This window comes from Mesorhizobium sp. B2-1-3A (assembly GCF_006442655.1).
GTDB lineage: Bacteria > Pseudomonadota > Alphaproteobacteria > Rhizobiales > Rhizobiaceae > Mesorhizobium.
In genome coordinates this window covers 207,262-221,470 of the sequence record NZ_VFWK01000005.1, presented here as the reverse complement: position 1 = coordinate 221,470, position 14,209 = coordinate 207,262, and the positions used below count along the sequence as shown (strand labels likewise).

Annotated in this window: 15 protein-coding genes; 5 read left to right on the top strand and 10 right to left on the bottom strand. The window is 66.2% G+C overall.

Translation table 11 applies throughout. The features are described 5' to 3' along the window. Together FJ977_RS21400 and FJ977_RS21395 are read right to left on the bottom strand one after the other, a co-directional pair. A complete protein-coding gene (locus FJ977_RS21400; protein WP_140774188.1) occupies positions 1 to 1,158 on the bottom strand; it encodes a Xaa-Pro peptidase family protein in 1,158 nt (385 codons plus the stop codon). Continuing rightward, positions 1,158 to 2,357 (bottom strand): RidA family protein, encoded by a 1,200-nt coding sequence (locus FJ977_RS21395; protein WP_140774187.1) that lies wholly within the window; start codon positions 2,355 to 2,357, stop codon positions 1,158 to 1,160. Before FJ977_RS21395 ends, FJ977_RS21400 begins: the two co-directional genes overlap by 1 nt. 124 nt (positions 2,358 to 2,481) lie before the next feature. Here FJ977_RS21395 and FJ977_RS21390 point away from each other — a divergent pair, with 124 nt between their 5' ends. Further along, positions 2,482 to 3,084, top strand: coding sequence for a TetR/AcrR family transcriptional regulator (locus FJ977_RS21390; protein WP_140774186.1), 603 nt, complete (start codon positions 2,482 to 2,484; stop codon positions 3,082 to 3,084). A 30-nt stretch (positions 3,085 to 3,114) separates the two neighbouring features. On the opposite strand, the gene FJ977_RS21385 is transcribed toward FJ977_RS21390, so the two are convergent. The 7 genes from FJ977_RS21385 to FJ977_RS21355 form a co-directional block, all read right to left on the bottom strand. Further along, entirely contained in the window at positions 3,115 to 3,954 is an 840-nt protein-coding gene (locus FJ977_RS21385) for a 3-methyl-2-oxobutanoate hydroxymethyltransferase (RefSeq protein ID WP_140774185.1), read from the bottom strand. 1 nt (position 3,955) lies between these two features. After that, positions 3,956 to 4,417, bottom strand: a complete 462-nt coding sequence (gene rbsD, locus FJ977_RS21380; RefSeq protein WP_140774184.1) for a D-ribose pyranase — start codon at positions 4,415 to 4,417, stop codon at positions 3,956 to 3,958. Between the two features lie 16 nt (positions 4,418 to 4,433). After that, positions 4,434 to 5,393 (bottom strand): ribokinase, encoded by a 960-nt coding sequence (locus FJ977_RS21375; RefSeq protein WP_246683236.1) that lies wholly within the window; start codon positions 5,391 to 5,393, stop codon positions 4,434 to 4,436. Between the two features lie 12 nt (positions 5,394 to 5,405). Next, positions 5,406 to 6,923 (bottom strand): sugar ABC transporter ATP-binding protein, encoded by a 1,518-nt coding sequence (locus FJ977_RS21370; protein ID WP_140774182.1) that lies wholly within the window; start codon positions 6,921 to 6,923, stop codon positions 5,406 to 5,408. A 62-nt stretch (positions 6,924 to 6,985) separates the two neighbouring features. Beyond that, positions 6,986 to 7,954: a sugar ABC transporter substrate-binding protein gene (locus tag FJ977_RS21365; protein WP_140774181.1), complete on the bottom strand. Its 969-nt coding sequence runs from the start codon at positions 7,952 to 7,954 to the stop codon at positions 6,986 to 6,988. A 45-nt stretch (positions 7,955 to 7,999) separates the two neighbouring features. Next, complete coding sequence (locus FJ977_RS21360) at positions 8,000 to 9,022, bottom strand: ABC transporter permease (protein ID WP_140774180.1); 1,023 nt, start codon at positions 9,020 to 9,022, stop codon at positions 8,000 to 8,002. A 232-nt stretch (positions 9,023 to 9,254) separates the two neighbouring features. Continuing rightward, the gene (locus FJ977_RS21355) at positions 9,255 to 10,019 is read right to left on the bottom strand and encodes a phytanoyl-CoA dioxygenase family protein (protein WP_140774179.1); all 765 of its coding nucleotides are present in this window, start codon (positions 10,017 to 10,019) and stop codon (positions 9,255 to 9,257) included. 177 nt (positions 10,020 to 10,196) lie between these two features. Between FJ977_RS21355 and FJ977_RS21350 the strand changes: the two genes are divergently transcribed. Both FJ977_RS21350 and FJ977_RS21340 read left to right on the top strand, forming a co-directional pair. Then, entirely contained in the window at positions 10,197 to 11,048 is an 852-nt protein-coding gene (locus tag FJ977_RS21350) for an AraC family transcriptional regulator (RefSeq protein ID WP_246683234.1), read from the top strand. A 359-nt stretch (positions 11,049 to 11,407) separates the two neighbouring features. Then, positions 11,408 to 12,127, top strand: a complete 720-nt coding sequence (locus FJ977_RS21340; RefSeq protein WP_140774178.1) for a gamma-glutamylcyclotransferase — start codon at positions 11,408 to 11,410, stop codon at positions 12,125 to 12,127. Between the two features lie 351 nt (positions 12,128 to 12,478). Here FJ977_RS21340 and FJ977_RS21335 read toward each other — a convergent pair whose 3' ends face one another. Next, entirely contained in the window at positions 12,479 to 13,336 is an 858-nt protein-coding gene (locus tag FJ977_RS21335) for an NAD(P)H-binding protein (protein WP_181179997.1), read from the bottom strand. A gap of 84 nt (positions 13,337 to 13,420) precedes the next feature. Here FJ977_RS21335 and FJ977_RS21330 point away from each other — a divergent pair, with 84 nt between their 5' ends. Together FJ977_RS21330 and FJ977_RS21325 are read left to right on the top strand one after the other, a co-directional pair. Then, positions 13,421 to 13,744: a metalloregulator ArsR/SmtB family transcription factor gene (locus FJ977_RS21330; protein WP_140774176.1), complete on the top strand. Its 324-nt coding sequence runs from the start codon at positions 13,421 to 13,423 to the stop codon at positions 13,742 to 13,744. Continuing rightward, entirely contained in the window at positions 13,741 to 14,172 is a 432-nt protein-coding gene (locus FJ977_RS21325; protein WP_140774175.1) for an SRPBCC domain-containing protein, read from the top strand. The genes FJ977_RS21330 and FJ977_RS21325 overlap by 4 nt, the downstream gene beginning before the upstream one ends. The last annotated feature ends 37 nt before the right edge of the window (positions 14,173 to 14,209 follow it).

The following is a 14,209-nucleotide window of genomic DNA, read 5'->3' as shown; positions in this document are numbered from 1 at the left end:
TCAGCCCGCGACGATGATGTCGCGCGGCGTGCGGGACAGCACCTGCGCACCGGTCGTGGTGACAAGCACATTGTCGATGATGCGGGCGCCAAGGCCTTCGGCGCCGATATAGACCGGCGGCTCGATGGTGACCACCATGCCGGCCTTCAGCATGTGCGGGCTGTCGCCGATCATGTGCAGCGGCTCGGCCCAGCTCGGCGGAAAGCCCGGCCCCAACGCATAGCCGGATGTATGGACACGGCAGGCTTCGAGCCCGGCCTCGCCGATGACGGCGCGGGCCGCCTGGTGCGGCACGGTTGCCGGCACGCCGTCGCGGATGACAGCAATCATGGCGTCGCTGGCGCGCAGCACGATGTCGTGCAGTTCGGCCATGCGCGGCGTCGGCGTGCCCAGCGCGAAATTGCGGCCGATGGTGGCGGTGTAGCGGTTGAAGGTGGCGCCGAATTCGATGTTGCCGAAATCGCCATGTTCAAGCCGGCGCGCTGTCGGCGCGCCGTGGCTGTAGGCGGAGCGCGGGCCGGAGACGAGGTTGATCGGACTGGCGGCGATGCCGCTGCCATTGCGTAGCAAGGTCTCGTGGATGCCGCCGGCCAGCGCCAGTTCCGACAGGCCCGCCGCGAGCTCGCCGGCAAAACGCTCCATGCCAAGGTCGGCAAGGGCCGCCGCGCGCCTGATATAGTCGATCTCGGCCGGCGACTTCACCAGCTTAAGGCCGGCGATCAGCTCGGTCGCCTCGGTGACCAGGGCATCGCCGATGACGGCGCGGAGGCCGAGATAGTGATGCGGGTGGAGGTAGTAGGCCGGCACTTCGAGACCGACGCGCCTGCCGAGCATGCCGTGACGCCGCGCCATGCCGGCGAAGGCCGCGACCGGATCCTCGTTCTCGCCGCCGCCATAGCCTTGGACCTCGCCGACAAGGGCGTCCGTCTCGAATTCATGCACCTCGCCCTGGCGTGTCAGCACGACCAGCGGCCCGTCACGCGCGCCGACCAGCAGGCATTGGAATTCCTGGTAGCTCTTGGCGTCGCTGCCGGTCAGCCAATGGATGGAGGCGGGATGGACGGCAACCAGCCAATCGAGGCCGCGTGCGGCCATGGCCTCACGCACGCTGGAGAGGCGTCCGGCGAACTCGGCGGCTGTGAAGTCGTGTTTCGACATCAGTCTCGCGTCACCGCCATTGCCTCGATCTCGATCAGCAGGTTCTCGAAGGCAAAGCCGGCGACGCGGATCGCGGTCACCGCCGGACCGGGCTCGGGGTAGAATTCGCGCTGCACGCGGGCAATCACCGCGCGCGTCGCCTCGATCCCGGTCCAGCCGCCTTCGGCATGATAGTAGATATAGAGCTTGGCGACATCGCTTTCGTCGAGCCCGCCTTCGGCCAGCGTGCGGCGGATGAACTCGAAGACGTTGCGGGTCTGCGTCTCCATGTCGCCGCCGACGGCCTGCGCCTTGTTGTCGGCCGAGATCTGGCCGCCGATGAAGGCGAGCTCGCCGATCTTCCAGCCCTGCGTGAACTGGGTGTTGGGAATGCTCCAGTCCCAATGGTTGGCCGGCTGCAGGCGCTGCTTGTCGTCGCCGAGCATGCCGATGCCCTCGACCTGAATCAGTTCGTCGGCATTGCCCATGCCCTGGATGCGCAATCCGGCACCGGCCGCCGAAGGCACCGACATGTAGCGGCGGCGCACATTGGTCATCTTCTCCCAGTAGTCGGTGACCTCGCGGCCCTCGCCGAAAAAGCGGAAATAGGTATTCTGGCGCATCAGGCTGTGGCGGTCGCCGCCGCCCGACCGCAGCATGGTATCGAGGTTGCGGAAGGCTTCCTCGGTCTGCACCTCGATATCGCCGAGCCCGAGCACATTGCCTTCGGCATCGAGCGAGCGCTGGCCGCCGACAAACAGCATGTCGCCAACCTTCCAGCCATGGACGAAGGGCAGCTGCTTGCGCCAGCGCCAGTGACCCGGCGGGTCGAGCAGTTCGCGCTTGCCGCCGATCACCACCCAGGCGTCGACCATCAGCAGCGCGCCCTCGCGGTCGAGGCCGCAGCGGATTTCGGTGGTGGTCGGGCCGGGGGCCGCGAAACAGCCGGCGCGCACGGCATCGAGTTCGTCGAGGAAGGCGCCGACGGCATCGGCGTCGCAACTAAAATAGATGTTGTGCTTGACCACATCGGCCATGCCGGCGCCGGCCTGGGCGAGAAGGGCCGCCAGCCGGTCGAAGATGGCGCGCGCCTGAGCGGTTATGCCGGTTGCGACGATATTGCCGCTAGCATCCGTCGCCATCAGCCCGCCGATGAAGACCAGGTCACCGGCACGGACGGCCTGCGGCGCCGATCCTTCGATATCGCTGAATGTCTGCATCCTCACCACGTATCCTCCCCGCTGATTTCAGACTTACTTACCTGCAAGTCAGTGTTCCGTCAAATGCTGGGGACGCCGCAAAGCTTCGGCGTCCAAGGCCAACGCATTTGGCTATGATGGAAGCATGGACGAGACCGACACCAGGCAGGCGATCAAGGATACGGCGCTGGAGCTTCTGGTGCGCCATGGCTATCGCGGCACCAGCTTCGGCGATATTTCGGCGGCGCTCGGCACGACGCGCGCCAACATCCACTATCATTTCGGCAACAAACAGGCGCTGGTCGACGAGGTGCTTGGCGACTACATGCAGGCGACGCTGAGCGGCTTGCGCGCGGTGTGGTCGGCGCAGGGATCCAGCCTCTCGGATCAGGTCGAGGCGATGATCGCCTACAGCCGGGCGCGTTTCAGCCATTTCAATCCGACCGGTACCGAGGGGCACGGCTGGAGCCTGATCTCGCGGCTGCGCCAGGATGCCGATCTGCTGGGCGATCGCGGCCGGCAGATGCTTGGCCATTTCGGCGTCGAGCTCTCGGCTCTGTTCGCGGAGGCGCTGTCGTCGGCGGGCCGGCGCGGCGAGCTTGCGCCCAATGTGGTGCCCGCCGACGCCGCGCTGCTGTTCGCGGTGATAGCCGACAATGCCGCGCCGATCACGCTTGCCGAGGGCGGTTTCGAGCGGCTGGAGCGGACCTATCGCAGCCTGCGGCAGATGATCGAGAACCGGCCCTGAACGAATCAAGGTCCGGCTCTATCCGCTTGTTTATCCCTGGCTAATCTCGTCCGCCTCGAGACGGGAGCGAAATTCCTCCAGCTCGGCGTCGGCGATGCCGGCGATCTCGGTCTCGGCCGGGTAGCTGCCGTCGGCGACCTCCCTGCGAAAGCCTGACAGCGCCTCGATGCGGGCATCGCGGACGGCCTTGTGGAGGGCGGCCAGATTGCCCCAGGCGCGGGCGTGGCGGGGCAGGCGGGCGCTTTCGCCTGATATGTCCGAGGTGAACAGGAACATCACATCGGCTGATGGACCGGAACCCAGCGAGACCGTGACCAGCCCGGTGCGGCGGTTGATCTCGGCCATGACCTCGGCTGGAATGATCTCGCACTCGACGGCGAAGGCGCCGGCATCTTCCAGCCGGCGGAAGCGGTCCCACAATTCGAGCGCCTCGGTGGCGGTCTTGCCGACGGCGCGGATGCCGCCGACCCAGGTCGATTTGCGCGGCACGAAGCCGAGGTGCCCCATGACCGGGATCTGCTCGTTGGCGAGCATGCGCACGGTCTCGTGGCCGCGCCCGGTGATGACGGCGTCGGCGCCGGTCGTGATCGCGCTGAAAGCGGTGCGCAGGATCTCGTCCGATGTCACCGCGTCGGCGAAGCCGAGGGCGGCGGTGACGAAGACACGGCGCGAGCCTTCGCGCACGCGCGCCACATTGGCGGCGCGGCAGACGACCATCTCGATGCCGGCGGCCTCCGCCGCCGCGGCCTCGTCCGCCGTCTCGGCCGTCACCTGCGCGACGTGCCGGCCGCTGCCCTTCAGCGCCCGCAGGCCGGCGACGGTCGCGCTGCGCTCGACCTCGCGGCCGCCGAAGTCGAAGATGCGGGGCATGTCAGCCCTTCAGCTTCTTCGCGTAGTAGTCGGGTGCGACAACGCCGGGCTTGGAGAACCAGGCCGGCACGTCGACGCCGGAATAGATGAGGATGTTGCCCCAGGGGTCGAAGGCGCCGGTGCGCACGATGACCTTGGCCTTTTTGGCCATCTCGCCGAGGATGGTCTCGTGTGTGGTCGTCTCGAAATCGGCGTCGGGGAACAGGCGCTTGAGCTTCGCCAGCAACGGCGCGTTGTGCACCGGCAGCGTGTCGGCATAGCCGACGCGCTCGGCGATCAGGTTCGACGCGATCGGGCCGAGCACCGTTTCCAGGTCCGGCACGTCGGGCGAGATGGCGAGGTCGATGCGCCAGGCGCTCGACGGGATCGGAAAGCCCGCGTCGCAGACGATCATCAGATCGCCATGGCCCATCGAGGCGATGGCGTGCGACAGTTCGGCGTTGAGCAGGCGGTTCCGGTTCATCTCTTTTCCTTCCGTGTTATTTCTGGGGCCATGTTGTCTTGAGGGCTTCGGCGAACAGCGCGTCGGCCTGTGCCCGTTCGGGCAGGCCGGGAATGACGCCGAGCCTTGTGCAGGCTATGCCGCCGCAGACGACGCCGAAGCGCACGGCGTCGACAATGTCGCGGCCCTCGGCCAGTGCCACGGCAAAGCCCGAGTTGAAGGCGTCGCCGGCGCCGGTCGTGTCGACCACCTCGACCGGCACGGCCGGCACCATGATGTCGAGCTCGTCGGTGAGGATGAGCGCGCCGCTGCGACCGAGCGTGACCACGACGTTGCGCACGCCACGGCGGCGCAGTTCGCCGGCCAGTTCGCGTGACGAGCGCGGATCGTCGGCGGGCAGGCCAAGCAGGATGCGCAATTCGCTTTCGTTCGGGGTGAGATAATCGACATTGGCGAAGATCTCGTCGGGAAGCTGGCGCGCGGGTGCGGGGTTGAGGATGGTGCGGGCGCCGTGCCTGCGGCCAAGCTCCATGGCGCGGGCGGCGGCCGGTATCGGCACTTCGAGCACGGTCATCACCACATCACTGTGCGCAATGCGCTGTTCGGCCGTGTCGACGACCGCCGCATCCATCAGCTCGTTGGCGCCCATGTCGAGGATGATGAAATTCTCGCCCTTGTCGTTGAGGATGATGAAGCCGACGCCGGTGGCGCGTTCCGTCCGTGTCGTCACAAAGCTCGCATCGACGCCCTCGGCGGCATAGAGGTCGGTGGCGATGCCGGCGAGCTTGTCGGTGCCGATGATGGCGACCAGCGAGGAGGCGGCGCCGAGCCTGGAGGTCGCCACCGCCTGGTTCGAGCCCTTGCCGCCGGCGCCCATGTCGAAATCGGTGCCGAGCATGGTTTCGCCGAAGATCGGCAGTTTCGGCGCCCGCATGGTCAGGCCGACAGCGAAGCTGCCGACGATGGTGATCCTTGGTGCGGTCTGGGGTTTGCTCATCAATCGCCTCGTTCAGGACGCCATGGCGCGCGCCAGGATCGCTTCCTCGTTGATGCCGGCTCCGGTCAGTTCACCCGAAACGCGGCCATTGCGCAGCACCAGAACGCGTTCGGCGTTCATGATCAATTCGGGAATCTCCGACGAGATCATCACCACCGCCACGCCTTCGCCGGCGATACCGCGCAAAATGGCGTAGATCTCGGCTTTGGCGCCGACGTCGACGCCGCGCGTCGGCTCGTGCAGCACCAGCACGCGCGGATTGGTGACGAGGCTGCGGCCAAGGATGATCTTCTGCTGGTTGCCGCCGGACAGCGTGGCGAGCTTCTGGCCGAGATGTGAAATGCGCGCATCGAGCCGGGCGACCTGCGCGCGGGCCTCGCGGCGCACGGCACCACGCCGCATGAAGCCGGCCAGCGAAAAGCGCGGCAGCGAGGCCGAGACGACATTGTTGGCGACGCTCATGCTCAGCAGAGCGCCGGCGCCGCGCCGGTCGGCCGGCACCAGGGCCATGCCGTTGCGGATCGAGGCCCGCGGGTCGGCGGCGCGCAATTCCGTGCCGTCGATGGTGACGCGACCGCGCCGGGCGCAGAGGCCGAACAGGGCTTCGCCGAGCATGTCCTTGCCGGAATCCGGCAGGCCGCCAATGCCGAGGATCTCGCCGGCGCGGGCATGGAAGCTCAGCTCGTCCAGGCTCGGTGCGGTCAGCTTTTCGACCGCGAGCACGATCGGCGCCTCATGCGAGCGCGCCTCGGCCTGCAGCGACCACTGCGCCGCCGTGTCGAGTTCGCGGCCGACCATGGCGCGGATCAGCCGGTCCTCCGACAGGCCGTCATTGTCCATGGTCTCGATGGTGCGGCCGTCGCGCATCACGGTGATGCGGTCGGCAAGGTCGAGCACTTCCTTCAGATGATGCGAGACGTAGATGATGGTGACGCCTTCGCCGCGCAACTGTTTGACGATCTCGAACAGGCGGTCGCTCTCGCGCTTGGAGAGCGCCGAATTGGGTTCGTCGAGCACCAGCACGCGGGCGCGCTGGCGGATGGCGCCAGCGATCTCGACCAGCTGCATCTCGGCCACCGAAAGGCGCGAGACCCTGGTGTCGGGATCGAGCGTGCCCATGCCGAGCCGGGTGAGCGCGGCGCGCGCCTCGCGCCGCATCTCGTCGCGCGGCACCAGCGACATGACGGAGCGGGTCGCCATGTCCGACATCATGATGTTTTCGGCGATGGTCAGCGTCGGGCAGAGCGCGAGTTCCTGGTAGACCACCGTGATGCCGGCGGCGCGGCTGGCGAGCGGCGAGGCGATAATTGCCGGCTTGCCGTCGATGCGGATCTCGCCGCCATCCGGCTGCAGGTCGCCGGCCAGCATGTTCATCAGCGTCGATTTGCCGGCGCCGTTCTCGCCGATCACGGCATGCACCTCGCCGGCGCGGAAGGCGACGGAAATGCGGTCAAGCGCCAGCACGCCGGGGAACCGCTTGGTCAGGCCGGAGATTTCGACGATCGGGGCAGGGGTCTGTTGTTCTGTCATCGGCTGGCTGGCCAGGCGGATCCGCCGGTCACGAGGACCGGCGGACCCGCAGGGCTGGCTTGTTACTTCTTTGCCACCTCGGCGATGTTTTCCTTGGTGTAGATGCCGACGCCGGTGTCGACATTGTCGATCGGCTCGCCCTTGAGGAACTTGACCAGAAGGTCGACGGCGGCAAAGCCCTGCTTTTCCGGCGCCTGGTCGATCGTGGCGTCGACATTGCCGTCCTGCACGAGCTGCACCGTCTGGTCGAGCAGGTCGAAGCCGACCACCTTGACCTTGTCGGCGGCCTTGTTGCGTTCCACCCAGGTGCCGGCGGCCGGCGTCGAGCAGCATTCGAGCGACAGCACGCCCGAGATCGACGGGTTGGCGAGCATGGCGTTCTCGATCGCCGAATAGATCTTCTGCGGGTCGGTGCCGGTGTTGAGCGTGTTGACAACTTCGATGCCGGGCTCGGCCTTGAGCGCTTCGCGAGCGCCTTTCTCGCGGTCGAGCGACCATTGCGCGGCGGCGTCGATGGTGGTGATCATCACCTTGCCCTTGCCGCCCAGCACCTTGGACATCAGCTTGCCCGCCTCGCGGCCGGACTGGACGAGGTCCTGGCCGGCGAAGGCGAGGCGCTTGCTCTGGGGATTGTCGGTGTTGAAGGTCACGACCGGGATGCCGGCGGCAATGACGCGGTCGATCACCGGCGCCAGCGCGTCGGTCGACACGGAAGAGATCGCCAGGCCGTCCATCTTGCCCATCAGCGTCTCGATCTCCGAGATCTGGCCGTCGGCATCGGCGCCGACCGGGCCGATGAACTGAGCGCCGACCTTGTCCTCCTTGGCGGCGCGCTCGACGCCCGCCTTCATGAACGGCGCGAATTCGTTGGAGACGTCATGGTAGGAGACATAGAAGTCGAGCGGCTGGCCGGCATCGATCTTGGCCTTGATGCGAGGCGCAAGCTGGAAATCGGCGAGCTTGGATTCGGCGTGGGCCGAGAGCGGAAGAAGGCCGATCGCTGCCGCGAGAATGACGTGTCTTATGTTCATGGATAGTCCTCCCTTTTTGGTTCTGGTTGCTTCTGTCTTCTGCGATTAACCGGCTCGGCGCGTGCTCCATTTGTCGATGCCGACCGCGATGATGATGACCAGGCCGATCATCAGTTCCTGCACGAAGGGCGACACGCCGAGCAGCACAAGGCCGTTGCGCATGACGCCGATGATGAGCACGCCCAGAATGGTGCCGAGGATCGTGCCTTCGCCGCCCGACAGCGAGGCGCCGCCGACAATGGTGGCGGCGATGACGTCGAGCTCGAGGCCAAGGCCGGTGCGTCCAGCCTGGCTGGAGGGCAGGAAGGCGAGGCCCAGAATGCCGGCGAAGGCGGCAAGCACTCCCATCAGGATGAAGGCTGATATCTTGACCTTGTTGACGGAGATGCCGGAAACGCGCGCCGCCTTGGCGCTACCGCCGACGGCATAGACGCGGAAGCCGAAATTGGAGAAGGACAGGACAAGCCAGGCCAGCACCGCGACGATGACCAGGAACACCAACTGCATGGGAATGATGGTGAAGAGATAGCCCTGGCCCATGAAGGAGAAGGCCTGCAGCACATCGGGCAGCGCGCCATTGCGGGCGTTGACCGTCACTGGCTGGCCATTGGTCAGGATCAACGCCGCACCGCGCACGATCGAGAGCATGCCGAGCGTGGCGATCAGCGAGGGCAGGCGGCCATAGGTGGAGAGCACGCCGTTGATGAGGCCGATGACGACGCCGGTGGCGAGGCCGAGGCAGATCGCCGGCAGCAGCGCCCAGCCGGCGATGATCAGCATGCCGGTGGCGAGGCCCGAAAACGCATAGGTCGAGCCGACCGACAGGTCGACCTCGCCCGCGATCAGCACGAACGTCATGCCGACCGCCATGATCCCGAGCAAGGAGATCTGGCGCCCGACATTGAGCAGGTTGAGCGATGTCAGGAATCCATCGGTGGCGAAGGACAGGAACAGGCACAGCACGAGCAGGGCGATGAACACACCTGCCTCGCGCGCCCGCAAAAGCCGCGCCAGCGTGAATCGGTCCGTGGCTGGCGCGCGCGCGCCGGTCCTGACCGCATGGGCCATACAGCATCCTCCCTCAGCGTGATCGGCCGGTCCTCACCAGCGTGACCACTCTTCCATTCCATCGACCCGGGCCGAGCTCGTGCGCGGGCCGATGCATTCGTGCCGATCCCAAACTGATTCAGGGTCGGGCTCTATCTCCCTGTTTAGCCATGATCTTCCGGTAAGCCGTGCGCGGCTCCGGGGATCATGGCCAAGGCGTGGGCGTCGCCGCCCATGCCGGTATTCTCCGGCGTCAGGACGCCTGGCGGAACGAACCGGCCGGCACCTTGCGCAGTTCGTCGAAATTCCCGTATTCGCGAACCTTCTTGAACGGCGCGTTCTCGACGGCGTTGTAGGAGCAGATGTAGCCCCAGCGATAGGTGTCGGAGCGGTTGGCATCGGAGCGATGCAGGAGATTGCCGTCAAAGATCAGCGCGTCGCCGGCTTCCATCTCGACATAGATGTGCTCGTAGCGCTTGAGTGCTGCGTCCAGATGTTCCTGCTCGACATTGGTCTGGTCGTTCTCGCGGATATGATTGAGGCGGCCGAGCTTGTGCGTACCCTTCAGCACCTGCAGGCAGCCATTCTCGCGGGTCGCCTTGTCGAGCGCGACATAGATGCTCATCATCTCCGGCGCCAGGCAGCCGTAATTGTACCAGTAGCCGAAATCCTGGTGCCATTCCCAGGCGCCGCCCTCATTGGGCTGCTTCATCGTCATCTTGTGGCTGTAGAGGTAGATCGGCTTGCCGACGGCGTCCTCGGCCAGATCGACCATGCGCTCGTCGCGGGCGAGCAGCCCGTATTTGTCGTCCTCGGCCTTGGTCCACATCTTCAGAAGGGTGGTCTTACCCTCCTTGTCGCCCTTGGCCATCACGGCGCCATTCTTGTTTTCCGCTTCCAGCTGCGCGCGGGCATGGTCGCGAAAATCCTCCACTTCCGCCACGCTGAGCAGTCCCCTGCGGATAATATAGCCATCACGGGCGTAGTCTTCCGCCTCTTTCCTCGTCATCGCCAGCATCGTCTTGCCTCCCTGGACTGTCGGGCCGTCAGCGGCGCAAGGCGCCGGGAAAACCCGTGAAACTGGGGTTCTCGGTAAAAGCCCGCAGAAATCCCCGACCTCATGCGAGCAACCATAGCGACGCTGGGCGGCGAACAAAATGGACAGCAAGGCGCTTGTTTTGTATAAAACGCGCATATGAACAAGACGGATGTTTTCGAGAGTTTCCACTATGTGCCGGCCGCGGGGTGGACGCGCACGGCCTTCAGCGTGCTGCGCGCCGGCAAGGTGGCGGCGGCGCGCGATTACCGCATAGAACGGCCGGTCTATCCCGGCCAGGACATCCTCTACTGCCTGTCGGGGAGGGGCCATGTCGAGACGCTGGGGCAGCGGCTGGACGTGCGCGCTCACCAGCTGGTGTGGATGGCCAACGAGGCGCCGCATGTGCATTGCGCCGATCCGGACGAGCCGTGGACGCTGCTGTGGTTCCGGCTCGACGGTCCGGACCCGGCGATCCTGCGGCGCAAGCTGTTCGGCGAGGGCGTGTTGCGCACCGCCTTCACGGAAGCCACCAGCCCGGCGCCATGGTTCGAGCGGCTGTTTTCGGCGCTGCGTCGGCGCGACGCCGGTCTCGACCTGCGGCTGAACCAGCTGGTCGCCGAGTTCCTGCTTCTGGTCGACCGCGCGGTGAACGGCGCCGGCAATGACGACCTGCCGAAGCCGCTGGCCTCGGCGCTCGACGCCATGCGCGCCGAACCCGGTTTTGCGTGGGCGGCCCCCGACCTTGCCGCCGTCACCGGGCTCGGCGCCTCGCAGGTGCGGCGGCTGTTCCAGAAATATCTGCGCACCAGCCCGCACCAATGGCTGATGCGCGAGCGGCTGATGCAGGCGCAATCGCTGCTGGTGCAGGGTGATCAGCCGCTGGCCGAAGTGGCGGAAGCCTGTGGCTTCTGCGACGTCTATCATTTCGGCCGCGAGTTCAAACGCTCGGTGGGCATTTCGCCGGCCGCCTGGCGGCGCAGCGAACTGAGTGCCGCGCCGGGGCGGTAGGAGAGGGAGTCTTTTCAGGGGCTTGGACGTGTGTGCTAGGATTTTGAGTCGGCGCGGTCGTACCTCCGATTGCCAGCGTCAGTGCCGCCCCTCATTGCCCTGCCGGGCATTTCTCCCCGTATAGGGACGGGGAGAAAGGAGCTGCCGCGACGCTGGCGCCCTTCCTGCAAACGTCGGTGATTGGCGAAAGCGGCGATGACAGCGTCCCTCTCCCCGTCACTATACGGGGAGAGGATGCCGGCAGGCAGGTGAGGGGCGGCGCTGACGTCTGCTGAATATCATAGCCGAACTCGAAACCGAAAGAGATTGCCCGGCGGCACGCCCTTGAGAATCCCTCTGCCTTCAGCAACATGACGAACATGAGCAAGCCGATTTCCACCACCCCGCCGCGCAAGGCGCCGATGGCGCTGACCGAGGCGCTGGTGGCGCGCACCATGCGCGTGGTCGAGGATGCCGGGCCGACGCCGGGCATGGTCCATATGACTGACGCCGACTATGCGCGGTTTCGCGACGAGATCCTGGCCTCGGCGCCGCCTGGACCGCTGAAGCTGTTTGCCTATGGCTCGCTGCTGTGGAAGCCGGCCGGCGAGGTCGGGGGCGGCGAACGGGCGGTGGCGCGGGGCTGGCACCGGTCGTTCTGCTTTACGGTGCAGCGCTTTCGCGGCACGCTCGAGCAGCCCGGCCTGATGATGGCGCTCGACCGCGGCGGCCAGTGCCAAGGCATGGTGTTCGAGATCGCCGAGCCGGTCGCGGCTAATCTGGAAGCGCTGCTGCGCCGCGAGATGACCATCCTGCCTGCCGTCAACGTGCCGCGCTGGCTGCAGGTCGGCACGGAAGGCGGGGCGAGCCGGGCGCTGGGCTTCGTCGTCGATCCCGCCAATCCGCGCTATGCCGGCAAGCTCGACAAGCCTGCGGTCGCGGCCACGCTGGCCAGGGCCGTCGGCCATTGGGGCTCAGGCGCGCAATATCTGTTCGAGACGATCCGCCACCTCGACGCCTGCGGGATCCGCGACCGCAATCTGTGGCAGTTGCAGGAATTGGTGGCGCAGGAGATCGGGCGAGTGCATGCCGGGGTCTAGTGGCTCTATACCAATCGCCTGCGTCGACGGATCGCTTGTCTTCAGGATTGGCGCAAACACCACCGCGTCGTCATCCACGGGCGGAGCAGCCGCGCAGCGGCGTCGCGGAGACCCGAGGATCCATGCCGCGACCTTTGCCGTAAGTGCAAACGGAGCAGAATTCCGCACCGTTGCAGCGCATTGAAGTCGCGGCACGGATCCCTTGGGCTGCGGAGCAGCTCCAGGGGTCTGCGCCGCGTCGCTTCGCTCCTTGCTCCGCCCGTGGATGACGAAGTTGGGAAGGCCTCGGCTAATCTCCACGGTGTTGCCTGCCGGCAGGCCCCGAACCGACCAGAATAACGGTACCGCCGTCTAGGCTTCCTTCCGCGCTCCAAGCGCCATGCGAACCAGGAAATCCCGAAAGCTTTCCGGCGGCTTACCCGTAAGCGCGGTGAAATCACTGGAGGTCGAGGCGTAGCGGCCCTCGGCGATCGCGGCGCATAGAGTGGCGAAGGCCTGTGGCCAGGGGGCGTCGAGGCGTGCCGACGCGGAGGCCAGGTAGTCGTCCAGGGTGCGGGGACGATAGCGCAAGGGCTGTCCTGTCGCCTCACCATAACCTGCGGCGATCTCGTCAAAGTTCAGCGTCTGGTTTCCGGTGATCGTGTAAAGGGCGCGGGCGGCGCCCGGTCTGGCCGCCACAGCGGCGACGGCCGCCGCGACGTTGTCGCGCGAGACAGGCGCAACCAGGCCCTGTCCGGCAGGCAGCACCAGTTCCCCCGAGGCTGACGTCAGCCAGGTGTCGAGGATGAGATCGCTGTAGAGGCCGCAGCGCAGGATGGTCGAGGGCAAGGAGGCCAGCCGGCGTTCGGCGTCGCGATAGGCCGGTGCGTAGTAGAAGGGCGACGCCTCGCCGACATCGACGATGCTGGTGAAGGTGATGTGGCGGACCCCGGCCGCCGTTGCCGCCGAGATGGCGTTGGCGTGATGGCGCATGACCGCATCCGCGTCGCCATCGCTTGAAATCAGCACCAGTTCGTCGATGCCGGCGAAGGCTGCCTTCAGAGAGGAGACATCCTCGTAGTCACCGACGCGCAGCGCTGTTTCCCGGGGCAGGCGCCCTTGCGCGGCCTCAGGCTTGCGGACAAGTGCTGCCACCTCGTGGCCTGACGACACCAGCCTCGAGACGACGGCGCGTCCGACATGGCCGGTGGCTCCGGTGACGAGGATCATTCCTGCCGCTCCAATCTCGCTCTTGACGAACATATATCTCTCTGGTTATACGTCAACCAATAGTCAACGGGTTATCGATCCGACATGCCGGACGCTCATGACATGCTCTTCAGGACGCTCGCCGACCCGACCAGGCGGGCGATCTTCGAACGGCTGTGCCGCCAGGGCGAGCAGACGGTGGGGGCGCTGACGAGCCAGTCCGGCGTGTCGCAGCCGGCGGTGTCGAAGCATCTGGGCGTGCTCAAACAGGCCGGTCTGGTGCGCGACCGCCATGAAGGGCGCCAGACCCATTACAGCGCGCAGCTTGGCGCGCTGGCGCCGCTGATGGACTGGACGCGTCAGATGGCCGGGTTCTGGGAGAGCCGGTTCGACGATCTCGAGGATTTGCTCAAAAGGATGGACCAGTGAACGATAGTGCCCAGCAAAACCGCACTGTCGTCGTCGAGCGGGAGATTTCCCATCCACCGGAAAAACTCTGGCGCGCGCTGACGCAACCGCATCTGATCGAGGAGTGGCTGATGAAGAACGATTTCAAGCCCGCTGTCGGCCACCGCTTCAACATCAGTGCCGATTGGGGCGGCGTGCTGGACTGCGAGGTGCTGGCCGTCGAACCGAACAGGACGCTGTCCTACACTTGGAACCTCGTGCACCAGGATCCGGCGTTCGATCTCAGGAGCGTGGTGACCTTCACGCTCACCCCGACATCGACCGGAACGCATCTGCGCATGGAACAATCCGGCTTCCGGCCCGAGCAGCGGCGCGCCTATGGCGGCGCAAGAACCGGTTGGCCGCAATTCTTCGAGAAGCTGGAGCAGCTTCTCGACCGGACGGACTGAGCTCCACCGGCCGAACGAACCCAACACCTGACTTCAC

Bases quoted from the DNA above. Each gene is read 5' to 3' on its own strand.
- FJ977_RS21400 (WP_140774188.1), bottom strand. From the start codon at position 1,158: ATGTCGAAACACGACTTCACAGCCGCCGAGTTCGCCGGACGCCTCTCC.
- FJ977_RS21395 (WP_140774187.1), bottom strand. From the start codon at position 2,357: ATGCAGACATTCAGCGATATCGAAGGATCGGCGCCGCAGGCCGTCCGT.
- FJ977_RS21390 (WP_140774186.1), top strand. From the start codon at position 2,482: ATGGACGAGACCGACACCAGGCAGGCGATCAAGGATACGGCGCTGGAG.
- FJ977_RS21385 (WP_140774185.1), bottom strand. From the start codon at position 3,954: ATGCCCCGCATCTTCGACTTCGGCGGCCGCGAGGTCGAGCGCAGCGCG.
- rbsD (WP_140774184.1), bottom strand. From the start codon at position 4,417: ATGAACCGGAACCGCCTGCTCAACGCCGAACTGTCGCACGCCATCGCC.
- FJ977_RS21375 (WP_246683236.1), bottom strand. From the start codon at position 5,393: ATGAGCAAACCCCAGACCGCACCAAGGATCACCATCGTCGGCAGCTTC.
- FJ977_RS21370 (WP_140774182.1), bottom strand. From the start codon at position 6,923: ATGACAGAACAACAGACCCCTGCCCCGATCGTCGAAATCTCCGGCCTG.
- FJ977_RS21365 (WP_140774181.1), bottom strand. From the start codon at position 7,954: ATGAACATAAGACACGTCATTCTCGCGGCAGCGATCGGCCTTCTTCCG.
- FJ977_RS21360 (WP_140774180.1), bottom strand. From the start codon at position 9,022: ATGGCCCATGCGGTCAGGACCGGCGCGCGCGCGCCAGCCACGGACCGA.
- FJ977_RS21355 (WP_140774179.1), bottom strand. From the start codon at position 10,019: ATGCTGGCGATGACGAGGAAAGAGGCGGAAGACTACGCCCGTGATGGC.
- FJ977_RS21350 (WP_246683234.1), top strand. From the start codon at position 10,197: ATGAACAAGACGGATGTTTTCGAGAGTTTCCACTATGTGCCGGCCGCG.
- FJ977_RS21340 (WP_140774178.1), top strand. From the start codon at position 11,408: ATGAGCAAGCCGATTTCCACCACCCCGCCGCGCAAGGCGCCGATGGCG.
- FJ977_RS21335 (WP_181179997.1), bottom strand. From the start codon at position 13,336: ATGATCCTCGTCACCGGAGCCACCGGCCATGTCGGACGCGCCGTCGTC.
- FJ977_RS21330 (WP_140774176.1), top strand. From the start codon at position 13,421: ATGCCGGACGCTCATGACATGCTCTTCAGGACGCTCGCCGACCCGACC.